Annotated in this window: 14 protein-coding genes; 7 read left to right on the top strand and 7 right to left on the bottom strand. The window is 56.9% G+C overall.

Features of this window, described 5'->3' with window-relative positions; translation table 11 throughout:
* Positions 1 to 11 precede the first annotated feature (11 nt).
* From FYC48_RS06515 to FYC48_RS06505, 3 genes are all read left to right on the top strand, one after another.
* Positions 12 to 1,421, top strand: a complete 1,410-nt coding sequence (locus tag FYC48_RS06515; RefSeq protein ID WP_149495900.1) for an SLC13 family permease — start codon at positions 12 to 14, stop codon at positions 1,419 to 1,421.
* Positions 1,422 to 1,613: 192 nt separating this feature from the next.
* Positions 1,614 to 2,312 (top strand): ATP-binding protein, encoded by a 699-nt coding sequence (locus FYC48_RS06510; protein WP_149495899.1) that lies wholly within the window; start codon positions 1,614 to 1,616, stop codon positions 2,310 to 2,312.
* Positions 2,313 to 2,329: 17 nt separating this feature from the next.
* Complete coding sequence (locus tag FYC48_RS06505; RefSeq protein ID WP_149495898.1) at positions 2,330 to 2,932, top strand: hypothetical protein; 603 nt, start codon at positions 2,330 to 2,332, stop codon at positions 2,930 to 2,932.
* Positions 2,933 to 3,187: 255 nt separating this feature from the next.
* On the opposite strand, the gene FYC48_RS06500 is transcribed toward FYC48_RS06505, so the two are convergent.
* Positions 3,188 to 3,604, bottom strand: a complete 417-nt coding sequence (locus FYC48_RS06500) for an OsmC family protein (protein WP_149495897.1) — start codon at positions 3,602 to 3,604, stop codon at positions 3,188 to 3,190.
* Positions 3,605 to 4,061: 457 nt separating this feature from the next.
* Here FYC48_RS06500 and FYC48_RS06495 point away from each other — a divergent pair, with 457 nt between their 5' ends.
* On the top strand, positions 4,062 to 4,301 hold the full coding sequence (locus FYC48_RS06495; protein ID WP_149495896.1) for a hypothetical protein: 240 nt from the start codon (positions 4,062 to 4,064) through the stop codon (positions 4,299 to 4,301).
* 19 nt (positions 4,302 to 4,320) lie between these two features.
* Here the strand turns inward: FYC48_RS06495 and FYC48_RS06490 are convergent, their stop codons facing one another.
* From FYC48_RS06490 to FYC48_RS06470, 5 genes are all read right to left on the bottom strand, one after another.
* Positions 4,321 to 7,740, bottom strand: a complete 3,420-nt coding sequence (locus FYC48_RS06490; protein WP_149495895.1) for a CBS domain-containing protein — start codon at positions 7,738 to 7,740, stop codon at positions 4,321 to 4,323.
* Between the two features lie 131 nt (positions 7,741 to 7,871).
* The gene (locus FYC48_RS06485; protein ID WP_235034120.1) at positions 7,872 to 9,443 is read right to left on the bottom strand and encodes a hypothetical protein; all 1,572 of its coding nucleotides are present in this window, start codon (positions 9,441 to 9,443) and stop codon (positions 7,872 to 7,874) included.
* Entirely contained in the window at positions 9,430 to 10,413 is a 984-nt protein-coding gene (locus FYC48_RS06480) for a glycosyltransferase family 2 protein (RefSeq protein ID WP_149495894.1), read from the bottom strand. The genes FYC48_RS06485 and FYC48_RS06480 overlap by 14 nt, the downstream gene beginning before the upstream one ends.
* A 40-nt stretch (positions 10,414 to 10,453) precedes the next feature.
* On the bottom strand, positions 10,454 to 11,848 hold the full coding sequence (locus FYC48_RS06475) for a hypothetical protein (protein ID WP_235034119.1): 1,395 nt from the start codon (positions 11,846 to 11,848) through the stop codon (positions 10,454 to 10,456).
* 17 nt (positions 11,849 to 11,865) lie between these two features.
* A complete protein-coding gene (locus tag FYC48_RS06470; protein WP_149495893.1) occupies positions 11,866 to 12,633 on the bottom strand; it encodes a penicillin-binding protein activator LpoB in 768 nt (255 codons plus the stop codon).
* A 575-nt stretch (positions 12,634 to 13,208) separates the two neighbouring features.
* Here FYC48_RS06470 and FYC48_RS06465 point away from each other — a divergent pair.
* Complete coding sequence (locus FYC48_RS06465) at positions 13,209 to 13,661, top strand: hypothetical protein (protein ID WP_149495892.1); 453 nt, start codon at positions 13,209 to 13,211, stop codon at positions 13,659 to 13,661.
* Positions 13,662 to 13,745: 84 nt separating this feature from the next.
* Here the strand turns inward: FYC48_RS06465 and FYC48_RS06460 are convergent, their stop codons facing one another.
* On the bottom strand, positions 13,746 to 18,305 hold the full coding sequence (locus FYC48_RS06460; RefSeq protein WP_149495891.1) for a DUF4332 domain-containing protein: 4,560 nt from the start codon (positions 18,303 to 18,305) through the stop codon (positions 13,746 to 13,748).
* A 246-nt stretch (positions 18,306 to 18,551) separates the two neighbouring features.
* Between FYC48_RS06460 and FYC48_RS06455 the strand changes: the two genes are divergently transcribed.
* Together FYC48_RS06455 and alaS are read left to right on the top strand one after the other, a co-directional pair.
* Complete coding sequence (locus FYC48_RS06455) at positions 18,552 to 19,403, top strand: hypothetical protein (RefSeq protein WP_149495890.1); 852 nt, start codon at positions 18,552 to 18,554, stop codon at positions 19,401 to 19,403.
* Between the two features lie 468 nt (positions 19,404 to 19,871).
* Positions 19,872 to 22,703: an alanine--tRNA ligase gene (alaS, locus tag FYC48_RS06450; RefSeq protein WP_149495889.1), complete on the top strand. Its 2,832-nt coding sequence runs from the start codon at positions 19,872 to 19,874 to the stop codon at positions 22,701 to 22,703.
* The last annotated feature ends 238 nt before the right edge of the window (positions 22,704 to 22,941 follow it).

Here is a 22,941-nt window from a genome sequence, read left to right as displayed (position 1 = left end):
TAAGCGACGCGGTGACCGCGGATCCCAAGTCAGTCCCTCGAAAGAATCGAGTCAACGTTTTTGCGATTGTCGGCGGTCCACTCGCGGCCATCGTCGTCGGGGGAGCGTTGATCGCTTATGGGCATCAGTCACCGGTCGCGATTGCCGCCGCCATCGTCACTTGGTGCGCGGTTTGGTGGATCACCGAACCGATTCCGATCGCTGTCACCTCGCTGCTTCCGCTGGCAATCTTTCCGGCGACCGGGGTGCTTTCTTCGTCCCAAATCGCCGGCGCGTTTGGTCACCAACTGGTCCTGTTGTTTATGGGCGGGTTGATGTTGTCGATGGCGATGGAACGCAGCAATGCGCATCGACGGTTGGCACTGATCATGGTTCGTCTGTTCGGCGGACATGGTGAAAGCGGCGCCGACCCGCGCCGCGTCGTGTTCGGATTCATGGCCGCCGCGGCGGTCTTAAGCATGTGGATTTCCAACGGCGCGACGGCGTTGATGATGTTGCCGATTGCGCTAGCCGTGGTCGATCGGTCATCCAATACTGCACTGGCGCCCTGTCTGTTGATGGGGATTGCGTTTGCCGCTAGCGTCGGCGGAACTGGTACACCGATCGGTACACCGCCCAACCTGATCTTTATCGACAACTACAAGAAAATCGGCGGCCCCGAACCGTCTTTTTTGCAATGGGCCGCATGGACTTGGCCCATCATCGCGATCATGCTGCCGATCCAGGCACTTTGGTTAACCCGCCGACTACCCAGTCGAGAACGACTGACCATGCCGGAAGTCGGTGCCTGGCGTTCGGAGGAAAAACGTACGCTCGCAGTGTTCGCAATCACCGCCACGCTATGGGTGACACGAACGGCGCCGTTTGGAGGCTGGAGCACGTGGTTGCATCTTCCCGATGCTCACGATTCCAGCGTCGCGTTGTTGGCTGTCGTCGCAATGCATCTGATCCCAAATGGCAAGGGAGAAATGTTGCTCACGTGGAACGATGCGGTCCGGATACCTTGGGGGATTCTGCTGTTGTGCGCCGGTGGGTTCGCGATTGCCGAAGCCTTTCGTTCGACCGGAATCAGTCTGATGATCGGACAACAGCTTTCTGGACTGGGAGATCTGCATCCGTTCTGGATCGTTGCGGTCATCTGCCTTGCGGTGACATTTTTAACCGAGGTGACCAGCAACACGGCAACGGCCAATTTGCTGTTGCCAATTCTGGCACTGATTCCGGCCGATGACCCAAAGTTAATCATGATCCCGGCGACGATCAGCGCCAGTTTTGCGTTCATGATGCCCGCGGCGACGTTCCCCAACGCGATTGTCTTTGCCAGCGGCAAGATTCGTGTCAGTGAAATGGTTCGTGAAGGCTTTGCGCTAAACCTCATTGGTGTCATTGTCGTCGCGACGGTGAGCTATTTCCTGCTTTAGCAACTGCGTAAATTCCCGTAACACGGATCGCGGTGAGTTGACGGTGCACTGGTAGGCGGAATGCTATTTCACCGGGTTCATGTGTCCACCCAGTCGTCCGAATTCGCTATAATCAACCAGCTCTGATGGGGATTCCTGAATCGGTGTTCGGCGATCGCCTGACACCGGGTTTCAATCTAGAAAGACACTGCTTTGAAACCTGCATTCGAATATCAGCTTTCCAATCCGTTTTCGACCAGCTTTATTGCGCCGTCGAAGGTTCGCTATCGGTTCAACCATGGCGTCAGTGGAGGGAACCCGCAGACCGTTGAGATGCATCTGGAAGGTTTACTGGCAACGCTTCGGAAAACCCGTCGCGGATTGATCCTAGGGCCACACGGAACCGGCAAGTCGACGCTGCTACACACGTTTCTTCCGAAGTTGCAGCGAAGTTATCCGATGGTCGCGTTTCATCAGATCAACAACGACCCTTCGATCGGATGGATCGGACGAATGAAAGAACGGTCTCGTGCGAGTGGCAGAATTCGCAAGGAGCTGGCCGAATTGCCGCGTGAAGGCTTGTTGATCGTCGATGGCTGGGAACAGCTTTATCGGGTATCGAGATTGCGGATCCTCAAGACGGCCGCGGCTAAGAAAATCACCATTCTTGCGACGTCGCATCAGCGGATGACGGGATGGAGTACGATTCATGAAACCAAGCCGACGTCGAAGTTGATCCAATCGCTTGCCGGTGATCTGCTTGCAGACACTCCTTACGAAATTCGCAAGCTAGTTGACAGTTACCTCAAGCAATGTAGGGTGACGCCGAAAACCAACGTCCGAGATCTATGGTTTGAAATGTACGATCTGGTCGAGGACGCGCACTCCAGCGGACCACAATCGGTGGTCTAATTTCACGGCGGCATCTCATGCGTCTCCCCGTTATCCTTGTCCAGAATAGCCCTGCCAACGGTAGCGCCGTCGCCGAGGCTTTGGTGGCCTCGTTGATCGGACACCCAGGATTGGATTTGACCCTCGTCGACCGATTCGATTCGCTTGCACCTGATTCAACTGATCGGATGACGCTCGCAGGAATCACCGTGCCAGCCGCCGTACTCGATTGGCGAACCCCGGAAGAACTATTCACGACACTTCAGGGGATCGAATTTCAAGGTTACCGCTGTGCCCATCAGCTCGACCCCGATCCGGGGCCGCCGGATTCAGCTCATCGCCGCCGTTTGTTCCTGTTCGATCTCAACGACCATCGTGATGCCAAACGGATCGTTGCCGAACTGGATCGAATTCGAGATTCGCTTAGCGTCAAGACGGTTTCACTTGGCGGGCTTGCACCGCCAAAGCCTGCACCGCAAAACGCTGGCGTTGAGAAAGCCGCACCGAATCATCCCCCTGCGAACACTGTTTCGTCAGTGCCAAATTCCAAGACCAAGCACCCCCCTATCACTCTGAACCAAGATCCGACCGACGACACGCTGAACGAGCTGCTCGATCAGCTTGACGATTTAGATGTCTAAAGCGTTCGAAAGTGAAGGCGGGAACGGATGCGGGGGCTTGGTCCCAACACAACCGAATGCTTTGGCATTGGGGTCGTGCATTCGGCTTCACCTTTCCGCTAGCGGTAGCAAGACGAGGGGTCGCAAATAGCTTCGTAGGCTAATCAGAACACGGTGAACCGAACCTGTCAAAAACGCGGGCGGCTTCTCAACCGTTGATCACAGCCGGCGGTCACGTAAGTTGGTATTGAAACGATTTCCGAGGCATTCCGATCCTCAGCCGTAGAGAAATTCGATTGGGGCATCGATGTCTGGGTGGAGGCTTTGGTGAACCGGACAATGTCGCGCCGCGGTTTCCAGGCGTGTCCTCATCGCTGGTTCTTCTACTAGGCCAGCTGGGATGGCAACGACACAGCGAAGCGCGCCGATGCGTCGCACCGGTTTTTGGATCATTTCTTTGGTCACACGGACTTCGGTTCCGGTCAAATCCAAGTCATGTCGCTCACTGACAAGTCCCAGGATTGTCAGAATGCAGGTCCCCAGTGCAGTTGCGACCAAGTCCGTGGGGGAGAACGATTCGCCTTTCCCGCCGTTGTCGACCGGCGCATCGGTTTCCAGTTCGCGACGACTCGGCCCATGCGTTGCTTTACAACCTAAGGATCCCGAATACACCGCGTGAATTTCGACTGCCATGGACTACGTTCCCCTCAGTGGGTTGGAATGGTGACGATCTAAGTCAGCCGTCAATAAGGCCGCATCGGAAAGCTCTGATCGTATCAGCGTAATCGTGAAAACGGCAGCCCGGCACCGTCGCGATTACATGTCACGCTGCCGGGAAACCCTCTCGATCACAAGCCGAAAAACTGAACCCAAACCGTTCCTGGATGGTGACTTGGCAGAAAAGTTTATTTTTTTCGATGGAATTTTCGAGCATTGGATTAGCGTTAAGTGACGATTACGGTTGTTGAGGGCGCATTACGCGTTTTTCAACATTCGGGAATTAGCTTGGCCGATTCATCTCGACGCCCAGGCCGGCTCCTGTTATCACTCCGCCCCATTCATAGTCCCGTTTCTCCAGAAACATCCGCTGGCCGGATTCGCTGAGCATTAGCGTCAGGAACAGAATCTCGTCAGTTGGGAGAGTAGGCCGATGGCTACCACGATCACACGCGATGGGCGTAGCGCCCAAACGATCCACCGAATCGACTCTGTTTTGTCGAATCACCGCGAACTCGCCGAGTTTCGGATGGAATTGGATATCACAATGGAAGGATCACGAATTGTACTTCGTGGTCAGTTGCCAACGGTAGCACTGAAACAAGCGTTGGTACCGGCCATTCGCCAAGCGGGCGTTTTGGGCCAGGTTTGTAACTGCGTCGAAGTCAGCTAGTCCGACCGACCGGTTACGATCACTGCAGCATTCTGCCGACGCCTGCCGTGCGATCTTTTCGCTTCGGCTCGCGCGGTGGGGTCATGCCTTCGAACAGTTTTTCGAACCGCAGGCCGACGTTCTCAAGTGCCTTTCGCTGGATCGTCGGGTCGTTGATCGGCCCGGCGACTTCGACCGTCCACAGCGTGTAGCGATCGGCAGCGAGCGGTCGGAGGATTCGAGTGAAGGTGTTCCGGGGCGAGACGCGTGTATTGAACGTCAGGTCGATGTTGCGGCGTCGGTCCATCGTTCCGCTGCCGTGAAGTGCGATCAGGCTGCCCCAGAGTTTCAAGTTGTTGAACTCGACTTGGTCCTCGATCAACGTGTAATCGATCTCGGCGTTGGTGAACGCAGATTCTTCGTTGGGAGTGATTGAGAGCACATTGAGTAGCTGGACCAAGACCGGCAACTGATATAGGTTCGCGCCGCCGATTGTCGCTTTGCCGCGTCCTCGCAGCAGGTCCCGCGTTCCGAGCACGCCTTCAAGGTTCATGTTCGCGTCAAGCGTTCCGGCAAGCGCCTGTTCGGCTTGCCCGAGTTCGGAAAGTGCGACGGGAACGGAAGCATCGGCGAGTGACATCTGGACGTTAAAACTTGCGTCGGACAATGTCATCAGTCCATCAACACGCAAACTACCGTCAAACAATTGCCCTTCGATCGGTCGTGCCTCCGCCGTACCGGTTTGGCGGAGACCCAAACGCAGACGCTCGTCACGGATTTGGAATGGCCCGCGGATCTGTGTGATTTGTAATTCGTCGACGTGCATCGAATCGATCTGGACTTCGCCTTGGGCAGAAATGCCGGAGGCGTCTTTGCGGCCACGGATGTCCAGTTCACCTCGCAACGAATGGACAGGACCAACGTCACCGATGCGGTTGCCTTCAAGTTGTAGCTTTAAGTCCCAACCAAATACCGGATCGGGGTGTGTCGCATCAGAAAGCAAGGTCTCGGTCAATCCGCTTAATCCGACCGGTCCGCGCAGATTCAGTTCGCGAACCGCTGCCCTCATTTGCTCGGGGAGCGCGGCGGCGAGTTCCGCATCCGGAACGAGCCGACTGCCGTTGTGAACGTCGATCGCCAACAGCCAACGCCCATCAGAAATGCGTTTACAACTGCCGTCGGCAGAAACGTTCGTGCCGCCGTGTTCGGCATGAACCGAATCGATGTAGACGCTGCCCTTTTCATACCGCATCAACCCCTGCGTGATATCCAAACGGTACGGTAACGATCTCGGTTGCAGACGCAGGGTTTCCGCGCCCACTTGGTGATGATCGTACTGCCGCGCGACAACGCCTAGATCTAGCGGTGTCCCATGACCGCGGCGGACGACATTGATTTTTAGCTGATCAAGCACACCACTGGGTGCCAAACTATCCCAAGTCTCCTGTGATGTTTCCGGAAGCGCCCTCCGCAAGGCTTCATCAAGGGCGATACTCATCGCGTCAAAGTTCAACTCCATCGCGTCACCGGGGGGAGCCGTTCGCGGTGTCGCCGGCCCGCCCTGCTGTTCCCGTGGGATTGGCATGCGGTATGTGCCATCACACTGAATCAGTCCGCCGTTGGAATTGGCGCCCTGGAATCCCGTCAGCTTAACCAAGTGATCCTGAACTTGGATGTTTCCCGTGACGTTGTGAAGCGGATAAGGGAAATGATCGAATCGCAACGTTCCATCGCTAATCTGCAATTCGAAATTCCGATGCTTGCTGCCATCGGCGTCTGTCCGCAACGTTCCGCGGACCAGGTGAACTCCACCGAGTGGATTGAGTGAGCGAACGAACTGCTCCAGTTTAGTCGTCGATTCTCCACGCGGCGTCAACGCGTTTAGCAAGTCATTGTTGATCGCGATCGGGGCGTCCATGGCGACGGAAAAGACCATCGGCTCGCGGGGCTGAGGCTTTGAGGGAACGTCAAAGAGGCACTGCATCAAGCGGCCGCCCACTCGCCCGCTCATCAACGTGCTTTTTAAACGACCTGAATCGACGGTCACCGTTCCGCTGAGCTGACGTACGGGGTAGGGAAACTTGTCAAAATTAATGTCGACGCCTTTGCAGCGAAGTTCGGCACTGGTTTCAATCTTGCCCGCGATCAGATCAAAGCGAGCCCGCGGGACATCGATCATGCCACTCGGTTCCAGTTTCCTCCAGCCGTCCTTTAGCTTCTCCGGGATCACCGCGGCGAATCGCTGATCGAGCATCAAGTCATAGACCGAAACGTCTACTCCGCCGCGAAGTCGATCCAGAGCGAACGATGTGTTCGCCGACGTGGTTGAATTGGCAAAACCAGCGACTCCGGTCATCGCTTCGATCTGGCCACCGAATACCAAACGCGCTTCACCCCAATAACCTTGGCAGGCGTCGAAACGGACCTTGGGGTGACCGGTTTCATTGATCGATGCGGTCACGATTCCACGAATTCCCTGGACCGGCATGACCGACGCGGGGTGATGAAAGGAACCGCTGTGAACTTTGCTTTCGACGTTCACACCGCCAAGCTTTCCAGAGCGTAGATCTGCCGTCACGGTGGTGTCGGCAGTCAGTTGCAGACCACGAACGTGTTCGATCGATTTGAGTCGCTCTCGGTACGGTGGCGGGATCTGATCGACTAGGTTCCCGTCGAAGCGGGCACCCTTGATGTCGCACGATACTTTGCCGCTGCGTCCGACCAAGTCCATCTGGACACTAAAGCTGTCGGCGAGCGTCGACGCGCCGATGGCTTGGATCGATGTCTTGCACGCAACCGCCTGGGATGTGTTCCCGGTGTCGTGGGTGACGACATGATTGAGCATCACCGCCTTCGTCACGTCGACCTGAATCGGACGACTGCCTTCGACCTTCGATTCGTAAGTAAGTTGGGCGTTGCGGATCTCAAGTCGGGGGCAGATATCGTCGCCAAATTTCGGGGGCGGATATAACCGTTCCAAGGAAAGTTTTCCGTCCGATTCCAACCAAGCATGCCCGCGAACCCCACTGATCAACACCCGCTTGGTGACAATCGGGTTTTCCTTGTCGAGCAATTTTGCCAAGTCGGCTTTCGCAAATACGACCACCCGGTCGATCCGCAGAAGCTCCCGCGAAGGGCCATCGGTTAGGCCTAGTCGTTCGATCGCTTGTTCGATTACCGGAATCGCCGAAACGTGTTCGGTTGGCACACCCAGACGGATGTCTTCGAGAATCAGACCGACACTCGGTTCGACCCGGCCGTGACCAATGCTGACTTCCAGTCCTGGATACTTCTCGCGGAGTATATCCTGCGCATGACGCCGAATTTGGTTTCCGACGGTCTGGGGGCCAATGAAGCGAACCAGGAAAACGATCGCCGCAATCAACAAAACGACCACCATCCAACGAGACGTCTTTCCCGTTGGCGCACGTTTGATCGATTCGGCGTCCTTGCCGTTCACGCGTTTACGATTCTATGACGAGGGGGGGGAGACTTGCTAAGCCGTCGCCCCGCCGTCGACTTGGGGGGACGAAACCTGCATCCGGTGCGGCCGAGACCGCTGCCATCAAAGCACAGATACTAGTGCCCGCTTCAGGCTGTAATCCACCCCAAAAACTGCCAGAAACGGTACAGCCAAGGGGACTGCCAGGGGCCTTGCAGTGCGGTCGAGACTGAGAACACGCTGAATGCAAGCAACAATAACGCGAGGCCTCTTCCCCAGTTTCTCTCCGATAGCCAGTTTACCGGGTGACTGAGCGTTAACAGCCAAAGCGGTGCGAACCAAAGCATCCAACGAAAGCACACGCTGACGCCGCCATAGTTGCGATCGATTTCCGGGCGCATCACATAAAATGCGATGCAGACGATCGACGCGGTTCCGATAGCTGCTAGCAACAGTTGATGTTCGCGGCGCTCAACTCGAAACAGTCCTGCCAGACCAAAGGGAACCAGGCACCACAATGGCGTCAGCGAGAACAGCCCATAGTGACCGATGGTCATGTTGGCGAAATAAACCAAGCGTGAGGGTTCACCAAGATCGACGCCCCTGCGTCGACCGTCGACCCAATAGCTGCTGGGATAGTCATACCAATCATCCCAGTGCCGCAGTTCAGTCGAGCCATTGGGATGACGAATCAATGCGTACTGTTGCGACCCATCGACGAGGACACGTCGACGATTCGGTTCGCGCGATTCGAATTGCTGGACGGTGGACGAATTGCTTGCCAGTGATTGTTCGACCAGCCAAGCCTTTGTCGCTTCAGGCGTCTGATCCGGCGACGTCGCTCGTGCCGCGATGATCGGTCCGTTGCCACGGTGGGTGTAAGGGGGACGCAAGCTATGGTGGGCAATCCAGTTGGTGCCGAAAAACGCAACGGCGACGACCACGACCCCCAGTGTATATCCGACCAATCCTTCGCGTCGGACCAGCAAGAGCAACCCGCCAAAGAACACCGTCATCGAAAGTGCCGGAAGTTCGTTGGCAGCCAAAAAACCTCCTGCCAAACCGGCCAGCAGCCACCAACCGAAGCCTAATTTGCGGTCCATCGATCCGACATAAATTGCCATCACCGTTGCCGCCGATGCCGCCGCGGGCAGGTGATTGCTAAGCGAGATCGAAAAAGGAAGCAGCATCGTTCCCAGGCAAGTCGCGGTGGCAAGAAAACACTTCGCCCACGGACGCAACGACAGTCGATCGACCGAGAAGATCGTTGCCAGCAGATAGATTGCCAGCGTCGGTACATTAACCAACCACAAGATGACACGTCCCAAGTAGATCGGCTGGTCACTCAGCCACATCCCCATCGTATTGGCCACACAGTAGTAGACACCGGCATAAATTGTCGGCAACAGCGGCGGCTTACTGCTGTAGTAATGCAGCTTTCCGTCGTCGCCGACGTGCCGCACCAAGTCAATCGTGGCCCACGGACGACGGTTTTGTTTGGCACCGCGACGGTTCAGGTAGTCGTCGATTTCGTAGGTGCCATATTCGACCAACGCGGCGATGGTGCACCACCGCGAACGATCATTTGCGCTCAGGAATGCCGTGTCGCCTTCGCGGCTGATTACAACCGCGATTCGCCCCGACACGACGGCCAGGGTCGCGATGATCAACAGCGCGTAGATTCCGCGAACGCCTTTCGAATTGGGGTCAACCTCGCTCATCGGTCGTCTCCGTTTCTTCGGCGATGCTGTATGGCGACTTGGAGTGCTCTGACAGCGATACGATTAACTCCGACAACAGACCCGCTAAAAACAACTGTGACCCCAGCAGCAGCGCGGTGATGCAGTAATAAAACAGCGGCGATCGATGCAGATGGAAATCTTCTAATGACTCGATTTGCCAAGACAAAATGCGGTGGCACGAAAGGTACACCATGCCCAACCCACCGGTGATGAAGAAGAGCATTCCGATCGCACCGATAAAGTGGAACGGGCGTTTGCCAAAGGTCGTTAAAAAGAAGATCGATAGCAGGTCAAGAAAACCTTTGGCCAAACGCGACACACCGTACTTGCTCTGGCCAAATTGGCGGGCATGATGGACGACCGGTACTTCGCCGATTCGCCACCCGCGGGCGGCGGCCAACACCGGTACAAATCGATGGCGTTCGCCGTACAGCGTGACGTCTTTGGTGACCGCTTGGCGATAGGCTTTGAAGCCGCAGTTATGATCGTTCAATTTCACGCCGGTCAATCGACTGACCAACCAGTTAAACACCTTGCTGGGCAGCGTTTTGTCCAGCGGGTCGTTGCGTTTTTGTTTCCATCCGCTGACCACATCGTTGCCTTCGGCCAGTTTATCGAGGAACTTCGGGATCTCGACCGGGTCGTCTTGAAGGTCCGCATCCAGGGTGAAGACAACCTCTCCTTCGGCACGCGCGAATCCGGCAGCTAGCGCGGCAGCTTTGCCAAAGTTTCGTCGAAAGCGGAAGCCTCGCACATGGTCCAAACGTTCCGCCAGTTCGACGATTCGTGGCCAGGTTTGGTCGGTCGAACCGTCGTCAACGAACAGGATGTCATGCCGTAGTCCCAGTTCACCGCAAACCGCATCAATCTGTTCGACCAGCGTCGCGATCGTGTCTTCTTCGTTCATCGTAGGGATCACAAAGGACGCCGATCCCGGTGTGTCATTCATCGCGTTTCGCAGTCTCTTGTGGCAGAATTTTCCGGCTATCTTATCTCGCCGGGGTCACCACGGAAACAATGGACTCGGGCGCAAAGACGAACAGGTAGGTGTTTCGTCCGTCAACAATCTCCACGCTCGATTGGTGCGATGCGGAAAAAGCTTGCCCGGTGGGGCCAAGAGGCGAAAGGCCGATGGCGTGCTTGCCGACTGGCAATTCGGCACGCAAGACTTGGAATTCTCGTGGTAACATCGACCAACATCGTGTGTCGGCATTTTCGGTCGCGGCCCACGCATTCGCGGCGGCAAACTGAAAAATAGATGCGGCATTACCGTTAAGCCCGATCATGTTCGAGGCCGCCGAAACACTCGCTTCTTTCAACGCCCGGCGGGCGACGGCTCGGCCAATGATCCACGGCATCTCGGCGTCCAATCGTTCGCTTGCCAGCCGAGCCACGTCGGTGAGCGGCTGTGTCGCACCGAGGAACGGCCCTTGTCCGATCGAGACCCCGACTGCCGAGATCTGCGTCGGCGGCACATAGACCTGAGGCACTTTCACCTCTGCAATCGTTGGCAACACGATCGTGTCGTTGTCTGACTCATCATCGCCGTTTTCGTTCAAACTGACGTGACGTACCAGCGTCGACGCGATCTGCAGCGACTGGGTTGTGGTCGGTGCGACCGTTTCGATCAATTGAGGTCCCGCGCCGACAAATGCGATCACGTAAACCACACCGTGCCCGGATCGACTGTGAACACCGTCGCCTACCCGCGCGATGTCCTCGGCAGCTGGCAAGAACGAGGGTTCGATCGCACTGACCAATCGAAACGAACGCAACGCGTCATCGTAGTTTTGGTGCGTCGCTTCACGGAGCGTCCCGTGAAGGTACGGCGCTAGGGCGATCGAAAAGGTCTTCGCCTCTGAGTCCGACTTTGCCTCGGCAGTCAACTCGTTCGCCAAGCTTTGCGCCTGCAAACAATAGGCGCCGGCGTCACCACTGTCCGAAGCAAGTGCGGTGATCGCCAGCATCGATCGAAGTAAGACCTGTTCGTAACCAGCCAGTTGAAACTCGCGTTTGGTATCGTCGACCGCCAGCGATGCGGCGTCATCCAAGCCAACACGCGTCGATGTATCGAATCGATCACGTAACAGACGCAAGTCCGATTCGGCTTCGTCGGACCGACCCTGGGCGAGCTTGACCATCGCCAAGTCGAGTTCGCTGACCGTTCTCAACTTCCCACGCTGTTGGGAGAGTTGTTCGAGGGTCTCAGCGGCGGTTTGCAAGTCGCCTTGGCGAAATGCGGTGCGAGCATCAATCAATTGCGGCCCCGACGCTCGGCATCCCGCGAAGAAAACGATCGCGGCCAAGAGCGGCAGTGGGGTGAATCTCCGTGGCCAGATCGGCCGACGGAGACCTTGCGGTGATTGTCGAAACGGAAACGACATCGATCGTTTTAACGAACTCAACCGTCACCTTGGTCGAAGGGGCCGTAGTTCCACCATTTGCCAGCTCGGGTCTTCGAGTAGCCTTTGCGGATCTTCGCCGACTCCTTCAAAAAGTCGCCGCTATGAACGTTGACCATTTCCAAGGTCAGCAGGTAATCCCGTTGGCTGGTCTTATTGCGGTCGGTCGTGCCGCTGGTGATCGTCGCGAACAGCAAGTAATCGACCGGCGTCCCGCTACGGCCGAGCGTCGCGGTGAAGGCGTCGCGATTGGCTGGTAGAAACAGCGAATCGGGACGCAAACGGCATTCACGCAGCGCCGTTTCGACCACGCGTCGACTGATGGCACGATACGAGCCTGAATTGATTTGGCTGTCGATTTGTTCGTAGAGCTGGTCCTTGAAATCGCCCAACTCTTCGGCACTTTTGTTTTCGATTCCGACAAAACAAATCGTTGCCGGTCCAGGCGTCAACGCGGCGTTAATCGCTTGCGGATCTAGGTTCATGTCATCGGAAGCTTCGAATGCGACCGGGCGGACATCAGGCGGGCATCGTGACAACAACTGCGCGACGGACTGTTCCACCAGCGGGTTCCAGGTCGCTGCCCCGGCGGCGTGGCTGCCGACTAAATCCTTGTCGTCATTGGCAAGCAGATGCCCGTATTGCCGTCCCGCACATCCACCGATTGCTGTCAAAACCAAGACGAAAGCGATGCTTTGACCGATCTGCATGGCAGACAGTCTGGCAATTAAGGGTTGCCGAGAGAGGCGGCGGGGGCGTCGATCCATGACGTGTCCTTCGTTTGAGGCACCAAAAACGCTCCGGAACGGACCATCTGCACGCGGGGTTTCGATACGAGGGGAATGGTTCGCATCCGAAACGGCTTGTCAGGCGAGCTGGCTTCCCACTGGGACGCCAAAAACGTGTTACAAGACGAAAATTCCGCAGGGTCACTTGCCGGAACTGGCTTAGGTATCAAAATGTGCGTCCGTCGGACCAGGGTGATCTATGATTTGGCAAGTCAAATGCCGGTGAACCTTCCCAATTTCGGGGCTTTCCCGGTCTTGAGTGAAGGTAAATCGATTCCCAGTCCACACCGATACCGGATTTATCGGCATTGCGACGTGTGCTAATCCACTCGTTGCCGCCGCAAACTGTCGCTGCCGGTCATTGTCTGCAATCAAATTGCCTGCAATTTAGTCGTCGCCTGCGTTCGTTTGAGTCGACCCATTGCGGCGGCTGCCACGGTGCCGCCTGCCGTCCAAACAGCGGTTTTTCGATTCGCCAACCGGTTCCTTCCGCTGGCCAGCCGATTACATTACCCGCTTTCCCTCCCCGAATATCAATCCATTCCGGTTTTTTGATGAGTGTTGCCCTAGTCGATTCCGTGTCCAAAAGCTTGGCCTCGAACGCTGCCGTCATTCCAAGTGTTGGCGACACCCCACGATGGAGAACCGGTGGCGTGGTCGCGAATCCCACCGTCGCCGCCGACATGGACGACGACGATGACGATGATGATGACGACGACGATATGGACGACGACGGCGATGACTTCGACGACATGGGGGGGGAGGAAGTCGACGACGAATTCAACGACGGGCTCGATGACGACGACGACCTCGATGATTTTGACGACATCGACGAAGACGATTTCGACGATGACTTCGATGACGATTTCGAAGAAGAGCTAAACGACGACTACGAAATCGAAATCGACGACGAAATCAGTGACGAGTTCGGTCTGAGCACCGGTAAAGACGAAGAAGAAAACGAAGACATCGAACTCGATGATTTCGAAGATTTCGAAAACGTCTGATCCATTTGTTTTCGAGAAGACCCGAAACCGCGGCTAACGCCGATCGGCTGATTGTTCAGACACGTTCGTTAACCGTCGTGCGATTTATAACGCGGCGGCAAGTTCGCGATTCAGTTTGGCGTTGCCGATCCATTCACGGATCTCTTCGAGGTCTGGCAGGTTGCCTCCCCGCAAAATCCGTTTGCCTTCGTTGCTTTTTGCGATCGGATTGATCAACTCGAATAACGCATCGGGGTCTTGATCGGCGACCGCTTCCGGGGTGGTCACATCGGCGGCTACCAATAGCTGTGCGTCATGGCCGCGAAGCATGGGGATGCGACAGACCAGGATCGCTTGATATTGCCAGATCTGGATGACATCGGCATCGATTCGGCGATGATCGAGCGAGTCGGCGACGGTCTCCGGATCGGCTTGGATCAGATCGTCGACGGTGTAGATTCCGATGGCTTCGAGGCGTTCCGCCATTCGCGAGCCGATCGAAGGTGCGTCGACGATGGGACTGCTGCGTTGGAGGTAGAACTTCAGTTCGTCTTGGTCGTTTTGTTGTGAGGCGACTTTGCGGTCGTAGTCGCGTTCCTGACGGACGCGATGCGACGAGGACGAATCGGATCGTCGTGATCGCAATCGACGTGACGATGACCGCGTTCCGGATTCACGCGAGGAGCGCTCGCGTGAAGATCGACCACCACCGTTGACCGAATGACTGCTCGACCCATTGCGTCGGCTGCGAAGGCCCGACGTCGAAGTACTCGATCGGCGATGCCCTTCGGATTGAGACGGTGCGGACTCCCGCTGTTGCGACTGACGCAGGCCGGCGACGCGGTCATTGCTACGCGATTGGCGGCCATTTAAACGGGTCGATCGACTTTGACTCGACCGCGATCGTCCGGAGCTTGAGCGAACGACACGCCCATGGTCATCGGTGAATTCGTATTCGTAGCGGTCTTGATCAAGGTTAAGGTCCAGGCGTTGACCGATCGAAGGACTGCGTCGGCCTTGGCGAATGACTCGGCCATCGACAGTTTGTCGGTCACTTCGACCGTTACGTCGATCGGACAACGTTGGGTCAGCTAGGGGCTGAATTCCCGCGGCGGCGATCCAACTTGTGATGCGTGACAGTTCATAGCTCGTCCCGCTTAGCAAAATGCGTTGTCCACGTTCGGTTGCCAAGAAAGCTTCGACGCGATCGAGCAAGTCATTTGGGTCGGTTGCGGCCAAGTGGCCGGGATCGGTGATCCCGCAGCCCACGAGGACGCGGGCATCGAATCCACGTAGTTGTGGCACATTGCACACCAACCGGCATTCTGACTGCCAGCGGCGGATCGTTGCGGCGGTCACGCTTGCCAGTCCCAGTGCGTCGGAAAGTCGGTTGGGATCCTGATTCATCAGGTGAGTGATATGCGTGACGTTCAGCGTTCGCAGCCGTGACGCGGCGACGGCGTCAACGGATGGCGCCTGATCGATCGGGCTATCGATCGTTAAAAAAAAAGGAGACGCCGAGGGGCGTTCGGAACCCTGGGAACTCGCCGGCGATTGCCCGCCGCGACGCTGGTCTTGACCGGCATGATGCGGGTTAGGTCGGGGCGTCGGTGCCGTCGTGTACGAGTCACTGTAGTAATAGCCGTCGTTCCAATGGCTGGGGCCGCCGACATGTGAGCCGAAGGCGACGCCCGAATCGGTCCCCGGATAATCGCCCGGAGTGTCCCGGCGGGGGGCATCGGCAGGATGAGTGACTGGCGTTCGAAGCGGACCGGAGGACGGGTAGACGTTGTAGTGGCCAGTGCCACTGTGTTGGCTAAGGCGATCGGTTTGACCGGGGCCGTATGAAGGAGCTTGACTCGATCGGTTCACCCCGTAACCGGCTGCGGCATCGCTTGAGTTTGGGGACGAAGGGTAGCCTGCGATTCCGTAAGCCTCTTGCCAGATCGCATCGAGGTTGCGGTTCACGTCGGCGAACGATCGTCCGATCGGATTGCCATAAAAGTACTCGTCATAGTACTGGTCGATCATCACATCGCTTTGTTGCAGTGGATCGATCGATTCTCCCTGCAGAAAACTCCCGGCCTGAGCAGCCGCGTGCGGTCCGACATAGGTTTCCGAGGAATAGTGGGGGCGCCAAACCGGGCGGTGCTCGTGAGCGACCCGTTCGCCATGGATTTGAAAGAATCGCCCGCCGCGACGGCTGACTTGATCGGCGAACATCACATCACTGGTGAGCACGATTAACTGACGACCGTTCTTGGCGTAGTCATTCAGTGCGGCGATCACGGCAAAGTTCAGTTCACCTGGATCGCCTTCGCCGCGAGCGAAGCCGTTTGACGACACACCTTGTAGATCGCTTGCCGGTGCGACGTTCGTCCCATAGGCCACTGTCGATGGCGTTTGTAGCAGTTCTCGATGGGCTTCGATGACCAGCGGGATCGCGCGGCCGGTTCGGGCTAGCAGATCGCCGGCGGCCAATCGGACCGCCAACGCGGCCAACGCTCGATCGATCGCCGGGCACGTCGCCTCATCGCGTCCATCCAAATGGGCATGCCCGGTGTTGTTGGCGCCGGTAGTGAATTCCGCCGGGTTCCAGTCGACGCGGCGGAGTCGGCCGCCGGAAAGTCGCACCAGCCATGCGCTCGCTTCGTCAGCCAACGGAATTGCGCTGCGATAATTCACTTGGGGCGCACCGAGTTTTTCTAATAACTCTTCTTTGCGACGACGCAGCCAAGTCATTCGGGCCGGCTCGTTCACCGGTTTGCTTCGTTCGATCGCATCAAGCTCTTCACGAATCACCCGAATCTCAGCTTCGACGGCGACCGACGAGCCTGATGGATGCGTGGTCGCCATGTCAAGCGAACGCAATGAGTGCCTTAGGTCTGTCGCCCGCGACACACAGCGGTCGAGTTCATTGGCGGTGCGTTGTAGTTCAACGGTTCGGTCGGCGATCTCGCGTTGCAGGTGTTCGGTGTACCACGGCGACCAGGATTGTTGGTGGTATCGCTGATCCAACCAAGACGGATAGCGAACGAGATCGGATTGATGGTGGTCTCGGACCAAATTCGCACGGTGCACCATCAAGCGTTCGATCGTCCCCACGATCCATTTTTCCGTCGCTTGAAGGTCCATCCATTCGCGATGGCGATGATCGGCGAGTGCCAACTCGTTCAATTCGGTTCGCAGGTTCGTAAACCCAAACCCATGACGCCGCGCCGCGGCAAGTTCTTCCCGGAGTGCTCGCAGATGGCCATGGAGTCCGGCGTCTTGATGACGTGACCAGTTCAGCGGCAAAGACGCATGCCCGGTCCAGTCGCCATACCACGACCAAGCCGCTCGGCCATGGCGTCCGTAGTATTGATCGAGTGATTCGATTCTGCGGATCAAGCCTTCTAAGCGTAGGTCGATTTCATCAGGCCAAGCGTTCGCTAGCGACGGTGCGATCTCGGACCAACTGTGAAGCTGTGACGGTGTAACCGAAGGGTGTCCGGCAAAGTAATCCAGCGACGACGCGAGGTATCGCATTCGTTCTCGTTGCAGCATCGCATCGCTCAGGGGCAACGCCCCCGCACGACGGGCGAACTGTTGCAATGCGTGACGCTGATGATCGGCCAAGACGACATCACGGAGGCTATGAAGTTCTGATAAGACCTGGCGCCAACGAATGATTTGACCATCGACTTCGGTTAATCGTTCACGCAGGCGAGCTTCGATTTCGATTCGGCTTGGCGACAATGAAACGCCCGCCGATGTCGGCATTTGCGTGCTGGCATAAGGAGACGATGTTACCGGCGAAGAGTATCGGATACGGTTTCGGTCGGCTTGCAAGTGATCGAGCCAACGGACCAGTTCACCGTGACGGACACGCAATTGCCAGATGCGTTGTTGAAGCGTATTCCATTCGGCGGAAGCCTGATACGACGCATCGTCGTAACGGGGCAACCCGGCGTGGGAATCGAGTTGCACATGGCGATAGAGTTCGCTCAGACGCGATCGCAATTGTTCGCGACGGGCCTCCGCGCTGGCATCCGGAGTCGGCGTATTGGGATAGGTCGCAAGTTCCGCTTCGACGCGTGCGAGTTCATCCCGGATTGCCCGTCGGGCGACCTCGGCGTCACCGGTTTCGGCAGGCGAAAGTCCGCTGACGGCGGATGCGTTTCGTGGCAGTTGGGCGAACAAAGCGGGATCGTTCAGTCCGGCGGTAAGACACGCCGCGATGACGCGTGAAACGTTGGTCACCGCGGTGTCGGTGACGACGCCGTCGACGATCGCTTCGGGAATTCGAATCGATTCGAGCGCCCGCGACGCGTCGTTGGAATCGGCGATGCCATTGATCCAACTGCCGTGAAGCCAGTCGAATCGATGGGCGGTTTCGCCCCGGGTTTCGAATTCAATCGTCCGGCGACCGGTGGAGGTTCCGTCGTGCTCTCGGCGGCAATGGATCTTTCCGTTGCGATCTGCCCAGACGACGCGGCCGGCCGAAGAACTCATCATTCCCAGCGGATACTCACGCCGGACGAGCGAGTCGCGGATGAATCGGACGAGTGCCGTCTTGCCTGATCCTTCGGGGGTGCAAACGACGTTTAAGCCTTCTGAAAAAGGCCCTAGTTCGACGCGATTGAGTGGGCCATGCGTGTCAATGTCAATGCGATCCAACAACATGGTCAGGCTCCTCCTTGGCCTCTATCTACTGCATTGTTTGGGATCACTCCGGCGTCTGACTTACTTGTGCAAACGGTTGCGGGATTGGAGTGACTTCGATGCGGGACGGCCGAACTTTAGTGAAAAGCGAGTTTCACGGAAAGGTCGATTTGAGAACCGCCTTGACGTCGACCCGGCAAAATTTGTAACCCGGCACGCGTGAGACACATTAGACGCCCCCGATACCGTTTTTTCCCGTTTCTAGCCGTGGCAGCGACCGTGTTGTCGGTCGCCCTGGGCGGATGCGCGTCGCTGGCGACTTGGTCAGAGCCGGAAAAAAAAGAAGCTCAAACAAAACGAGGGGCGTCGCCGCTGCGAAAAATTCGTCGCTCGATCGAAGTCGAAGCTCAGTTCGTTAAAATTCGGTTCAATCCCAACGAACCCGATCAACTACAGTCGATGTGGCAATGGGTCGACGAGACGATCCTGCCCGCCGGAACCCGCAAAGCGTTGCAAGCGAACGGTTTGCGAGTCGGGAAGGCAGCCCAGCCAGAACGGCTAAAGTCGCGTCTGGACGGCTTGCGAAGCCAGGAAGCACGCGATGAACTCGACGCATTTCTAACTTCCGCCGGTGTCGCCAGCCACCAAAGCGAAGGCAAACAAACGATCCCAATGCGGCTGGGCCGTCGTCACGAATTGCCCGTGCGGCTTCCGATGGTCGGCGAACACGTGGTCTTGGTCGATGACGAGCCGCAGCCGGTCGGACGGACATTGCTAAATCCGCACTTCTTATTCGCGATCACTCCGCAGCCGGCGCGTTCGCCAGCGAAAGTCCGCTTGTCGATGCGTCCCGAGATCCCCTACGGCGACGTGCAAATGGATGGTTTGCAGGCGAGCGCGGCCTTTCGAATTGACGTCCGTCGTCAGGCTTGGGTGCTCGATCAGCTGGCATTCGAACTCGCCGGGGGTGAAGGCGATTTGTTTGTGATCGCCGAAACCGCCACACGTCACGGCTTGGGAAGAATGATGCTCGGCGGAAAAGACGTGAACCAACTCGAAGAGCAAACGATCATCCTGCTGCGGGTCGCCAACATCCCGACGCCCGCAGAAGAAATCTAGAGCCGATCGGAAATCTGTGCCGCGACCACCGCGCCTACAGTTGATCTTCAAAAGCAGCCGAATGGCGTTAGCCACGGTTGTTGGCTCGCCAGTCACGCATCAGTCGAATGGCGTTCGCCACCGTTATTAGAACGCCCAGTTTCTTTGCCGCAACAAACGCATCGAACTCCGGCCAACATCTTCGCCAGCAGTGGGGCCTGAGCCAACCGCAGTCCGCTCACAAGCATCCGCTTCACGGGGTGACTTTCAATTGAAACTGCCAATCCGGCTAAAACGCTACGACCAAACGGCGTCGGTATTCCGTTTCTGGCGAGTTGTGACCTTGTAGTGATTCGACCCACGACTTGGTGCCGACCGGTTCAATGCCAAAGTTGCCTCCTACGAGAAAACCGCTCGATCCGATATGATCGGCAACCTTTGTGGGCCCGTTAGTTTTTCCCACCCCTCACCTCCGTCCGTTCGCGATCCATGAAGACAGACGAATTACGCGAAAAGTACCTGGACTTCTTCGAATCCAAAGGCTGCGTCCGCAAACCAAGTGACGTTTTGGTCCCCACTTGGGACCCCTCGGTATTGTTCACGCCGGCCGGAATGAACCAGTTTAAAGACCATTTTCTGGGCAAGGTCAAATTGGATTTTACGCGTGCAACGACCTGTCAGAAGTGCTTGCGGACCGGTGACATCGAGAACGTGGGACGCACCGCGTTTCACCACACATTCTTCGAAATGCTCGGCAACTTTTCCTTTGGCGATTATTTCAAAAAGGAAGCGATCGCGTGGGCCTGGGAATTCCTTACGAGCAAAAAGTGGTTGGGGATCGATCCGAGTCGCCTGACGGTGACGGTTTACAAAGACGACGACGAAGCGTTTGGGATTTGGAACCAATCGATCGGATTGCCGGAAAGCCGAATCACCCGGATGGACGAAGACGAAAACTTTTGGCCGGCGTCCGCCCCGAGCGAGGGGCCCGACGGCGTTTGTGGACCCTGCAGCGAAATCTACTACTTGCTCGAAGACGGTAGCGAAGTCGAAATCTGGAACCTCGTCTTCACGCAGTTCAATCGCGTCGGTGATCCACCGGACAACTTGAAACCACTACCCAGCCAGAACATCGACACCGGGATGGGGTTAGAGCGAACGGCGAGCGTTTTGCAGGGCGTGCCGACTAACTTTCACATCGATACGCTGCGTCCGATCGTCGACGCCGCGGCCGATGTGGTGAGCGTGAAGTACGAACTCGACAGCGACAACGGGCGACGACTCCGACGGATTACCGATCACGCCCGTGCTTGCACCTTTGCGATCCATGAAAACGTTTATCCTGGACGAGACAAGGCCAAATACGTCGTCCGGCGGTTGATCCGCCGCGCCGTTTTGGACGGTTACCAAATGGACCTGCGCGAGCCGTTTCTGCACAAGCTTGTCCCGGCGGTCGCCGAGGCGAGCAAGACCGCGTATCCAGAACTTTCCGAAACGATCGAACGCGTCAGCGAAGTGATCGAAGCAGAAGAGAATGCTTTTTTCGGCACCATCGACGGGGGTATGAAACGTATCGAACAGTTGTTCGGTGAAATGGAAGACGAAGCCGCCGTGATGGTCCCCGGTAAAGAAGCCGCGTCGCTGAATACGACCTACGGAGTTCCTCCAGAACTACTGCAAACAATCGCGGCCGAGCGAAACTTCACGTTCGACTGGGACGGGTATAAACATGCGATGCACCAGCATGCGATCGATAGCGGCGCCGGCCAGGTCGAATTGTTCCAAACCGGGCCGCTGGAAACACTCAAAGAAGCACTCCGCGAAACCCCCTTTATAGGTTACGACGCGACCGAAGCATCGGCGGTGGTCAAAGGCATTATCACCGGCGATGGCCACGGCAAAGAAGACGACGGGCAGTTGCTCAGTAAACTCAGTCGTCCGGGTGAAGCAGAGCTTCGCTTGGTGCTCGATCATTCGCCGTTTTATGGCGAATCAGGTGGGCAAATTGGAGATACCGGAACCATCGGCTCTGATGACTTTGAATTCCAAGTGACCGATACCAAGAAGCACGGCGGCTTGATCGTGCATCACGGAAAACTCGTTCGCGGTGAAATCAAAGAGGGCGTGCAGTGCACCGCGACGGTGGACGTCCAACGACGTGATGCTCTTGCCCGAGCCCACTCGGCAACGCACATCTTGCACCACGCGTTGCACACCAACGTCGGCGAGCATGCTCAGCAACAAGGTAGCAAGGTCGAAGAAGATCGCTTGCGATTCGACTTTACGAATCAGAAGCCGATTGACGACGAAATCCTTTCGAAAATCGAACGCGACGTCGTTACCCGTATCGACGAAAAAGCGGGCGTCAGTTGGAAAGACGTTCCACTCGCCGAAGCGCGTCAAGCTGGTGCGATGATGCTGTTCGGCGAAAAATACCCCGACCCGGTTCGCATGGTCACCATTGGTGACTACAGCAAAGAACTTTGCGGTGGCACACACGTTTCCAATACCGGTGACGTTGCGTCGTTCGAATTGATGGCCGAAGAGAGCGTCTCTGCGGGCACCCGGCGAATCGTCGCGCTCACTGGTGAGCGGGCCAAGGAACATCGCGAAACGACTCAGCAGTTGCTTGATCAATTGGCCGAAACGCTGGGAACCGATGCCGCGAAAGTTGGCGGTGCGGTCGCCGAATTGTCTGACGAAGTTCGACAATTGCGAAAGGAACTTACCGCAGGAAAACCGTCCGAACATGCGGCGGCGTTTAGCGTCAGTGCTGACTGTGCCAAAGACAAGGTCGAAAACTACTTCGGTGTTCGGGACGTCGTTCGTCAAGTTTCGCGACGGCTGAACGTTTCCCAAGAAGACGTGATCGGCCGGGTCGAAGCGTTGTTGGCCGAGCGAGCCGAATTGATCGAGCAACTGAAGCAAGCAACAGCCGGTGGAAAAATCACGGCCGACGACCTGATCGCCCAAGGCGAAGAGGTCGAAGGTTGCATGGTTGTTGTGGCCGAAGTCCCCGGTGCAAATCCAAATGTAATGCGTGGTTGGATCGATCAGATTCGCAAAAAGTCCCCCGGCGGATCCGCGGTATTGTTAGCGACGGTTCAAGGCGAGAAAGTATTGCTTGTCGGTGGCCTATCGAAGTGTTTGGTCGAAAAGGGTCACAAGGCTGGCCAGTGGGTCGGTGCCGCGGCCAAAGTGGTCGGCGGTGGTGGCGGTGGTCGACCGGATATGGCACAGGCCGGTGGTAAAGACCCGTCGAAGTTACCCGAAGCGATCGAGCAAGCGAAAACGCAGATGAAAAGTATGCTCACCGCATAGGCCGAGCATGTCAATTGTGATGCGATCGACCTGCTGAAGCGAGTTTGAACGTTGCGACGTCGTCGTCCGGGTGCACGTCGATTGATTGCCGTGCCGGCTCTATCGTCTTCGTCGGACCGTTCAGTCTCCCGAATGTATTGGTATCTAAGCAGTTGAACACGAAAGATTCGGCTTAAGTCATTTCACTCTCCCACTGGGCATTGGTATCTACACAAGTGCGAAGGGGAGAGCTTTGGCT

Source organism: Roseiconus lacunae (assembly GCF_008312935.1).
GTDB lineage: Bacteria > Planctomycetota > Planctomycetia > Pirellulales > Pirellulaceae > Stieleria > Stieleria lacunae.
This window is presented reverse-complemented; position numbering and strand designations above follow the sequence as displayed.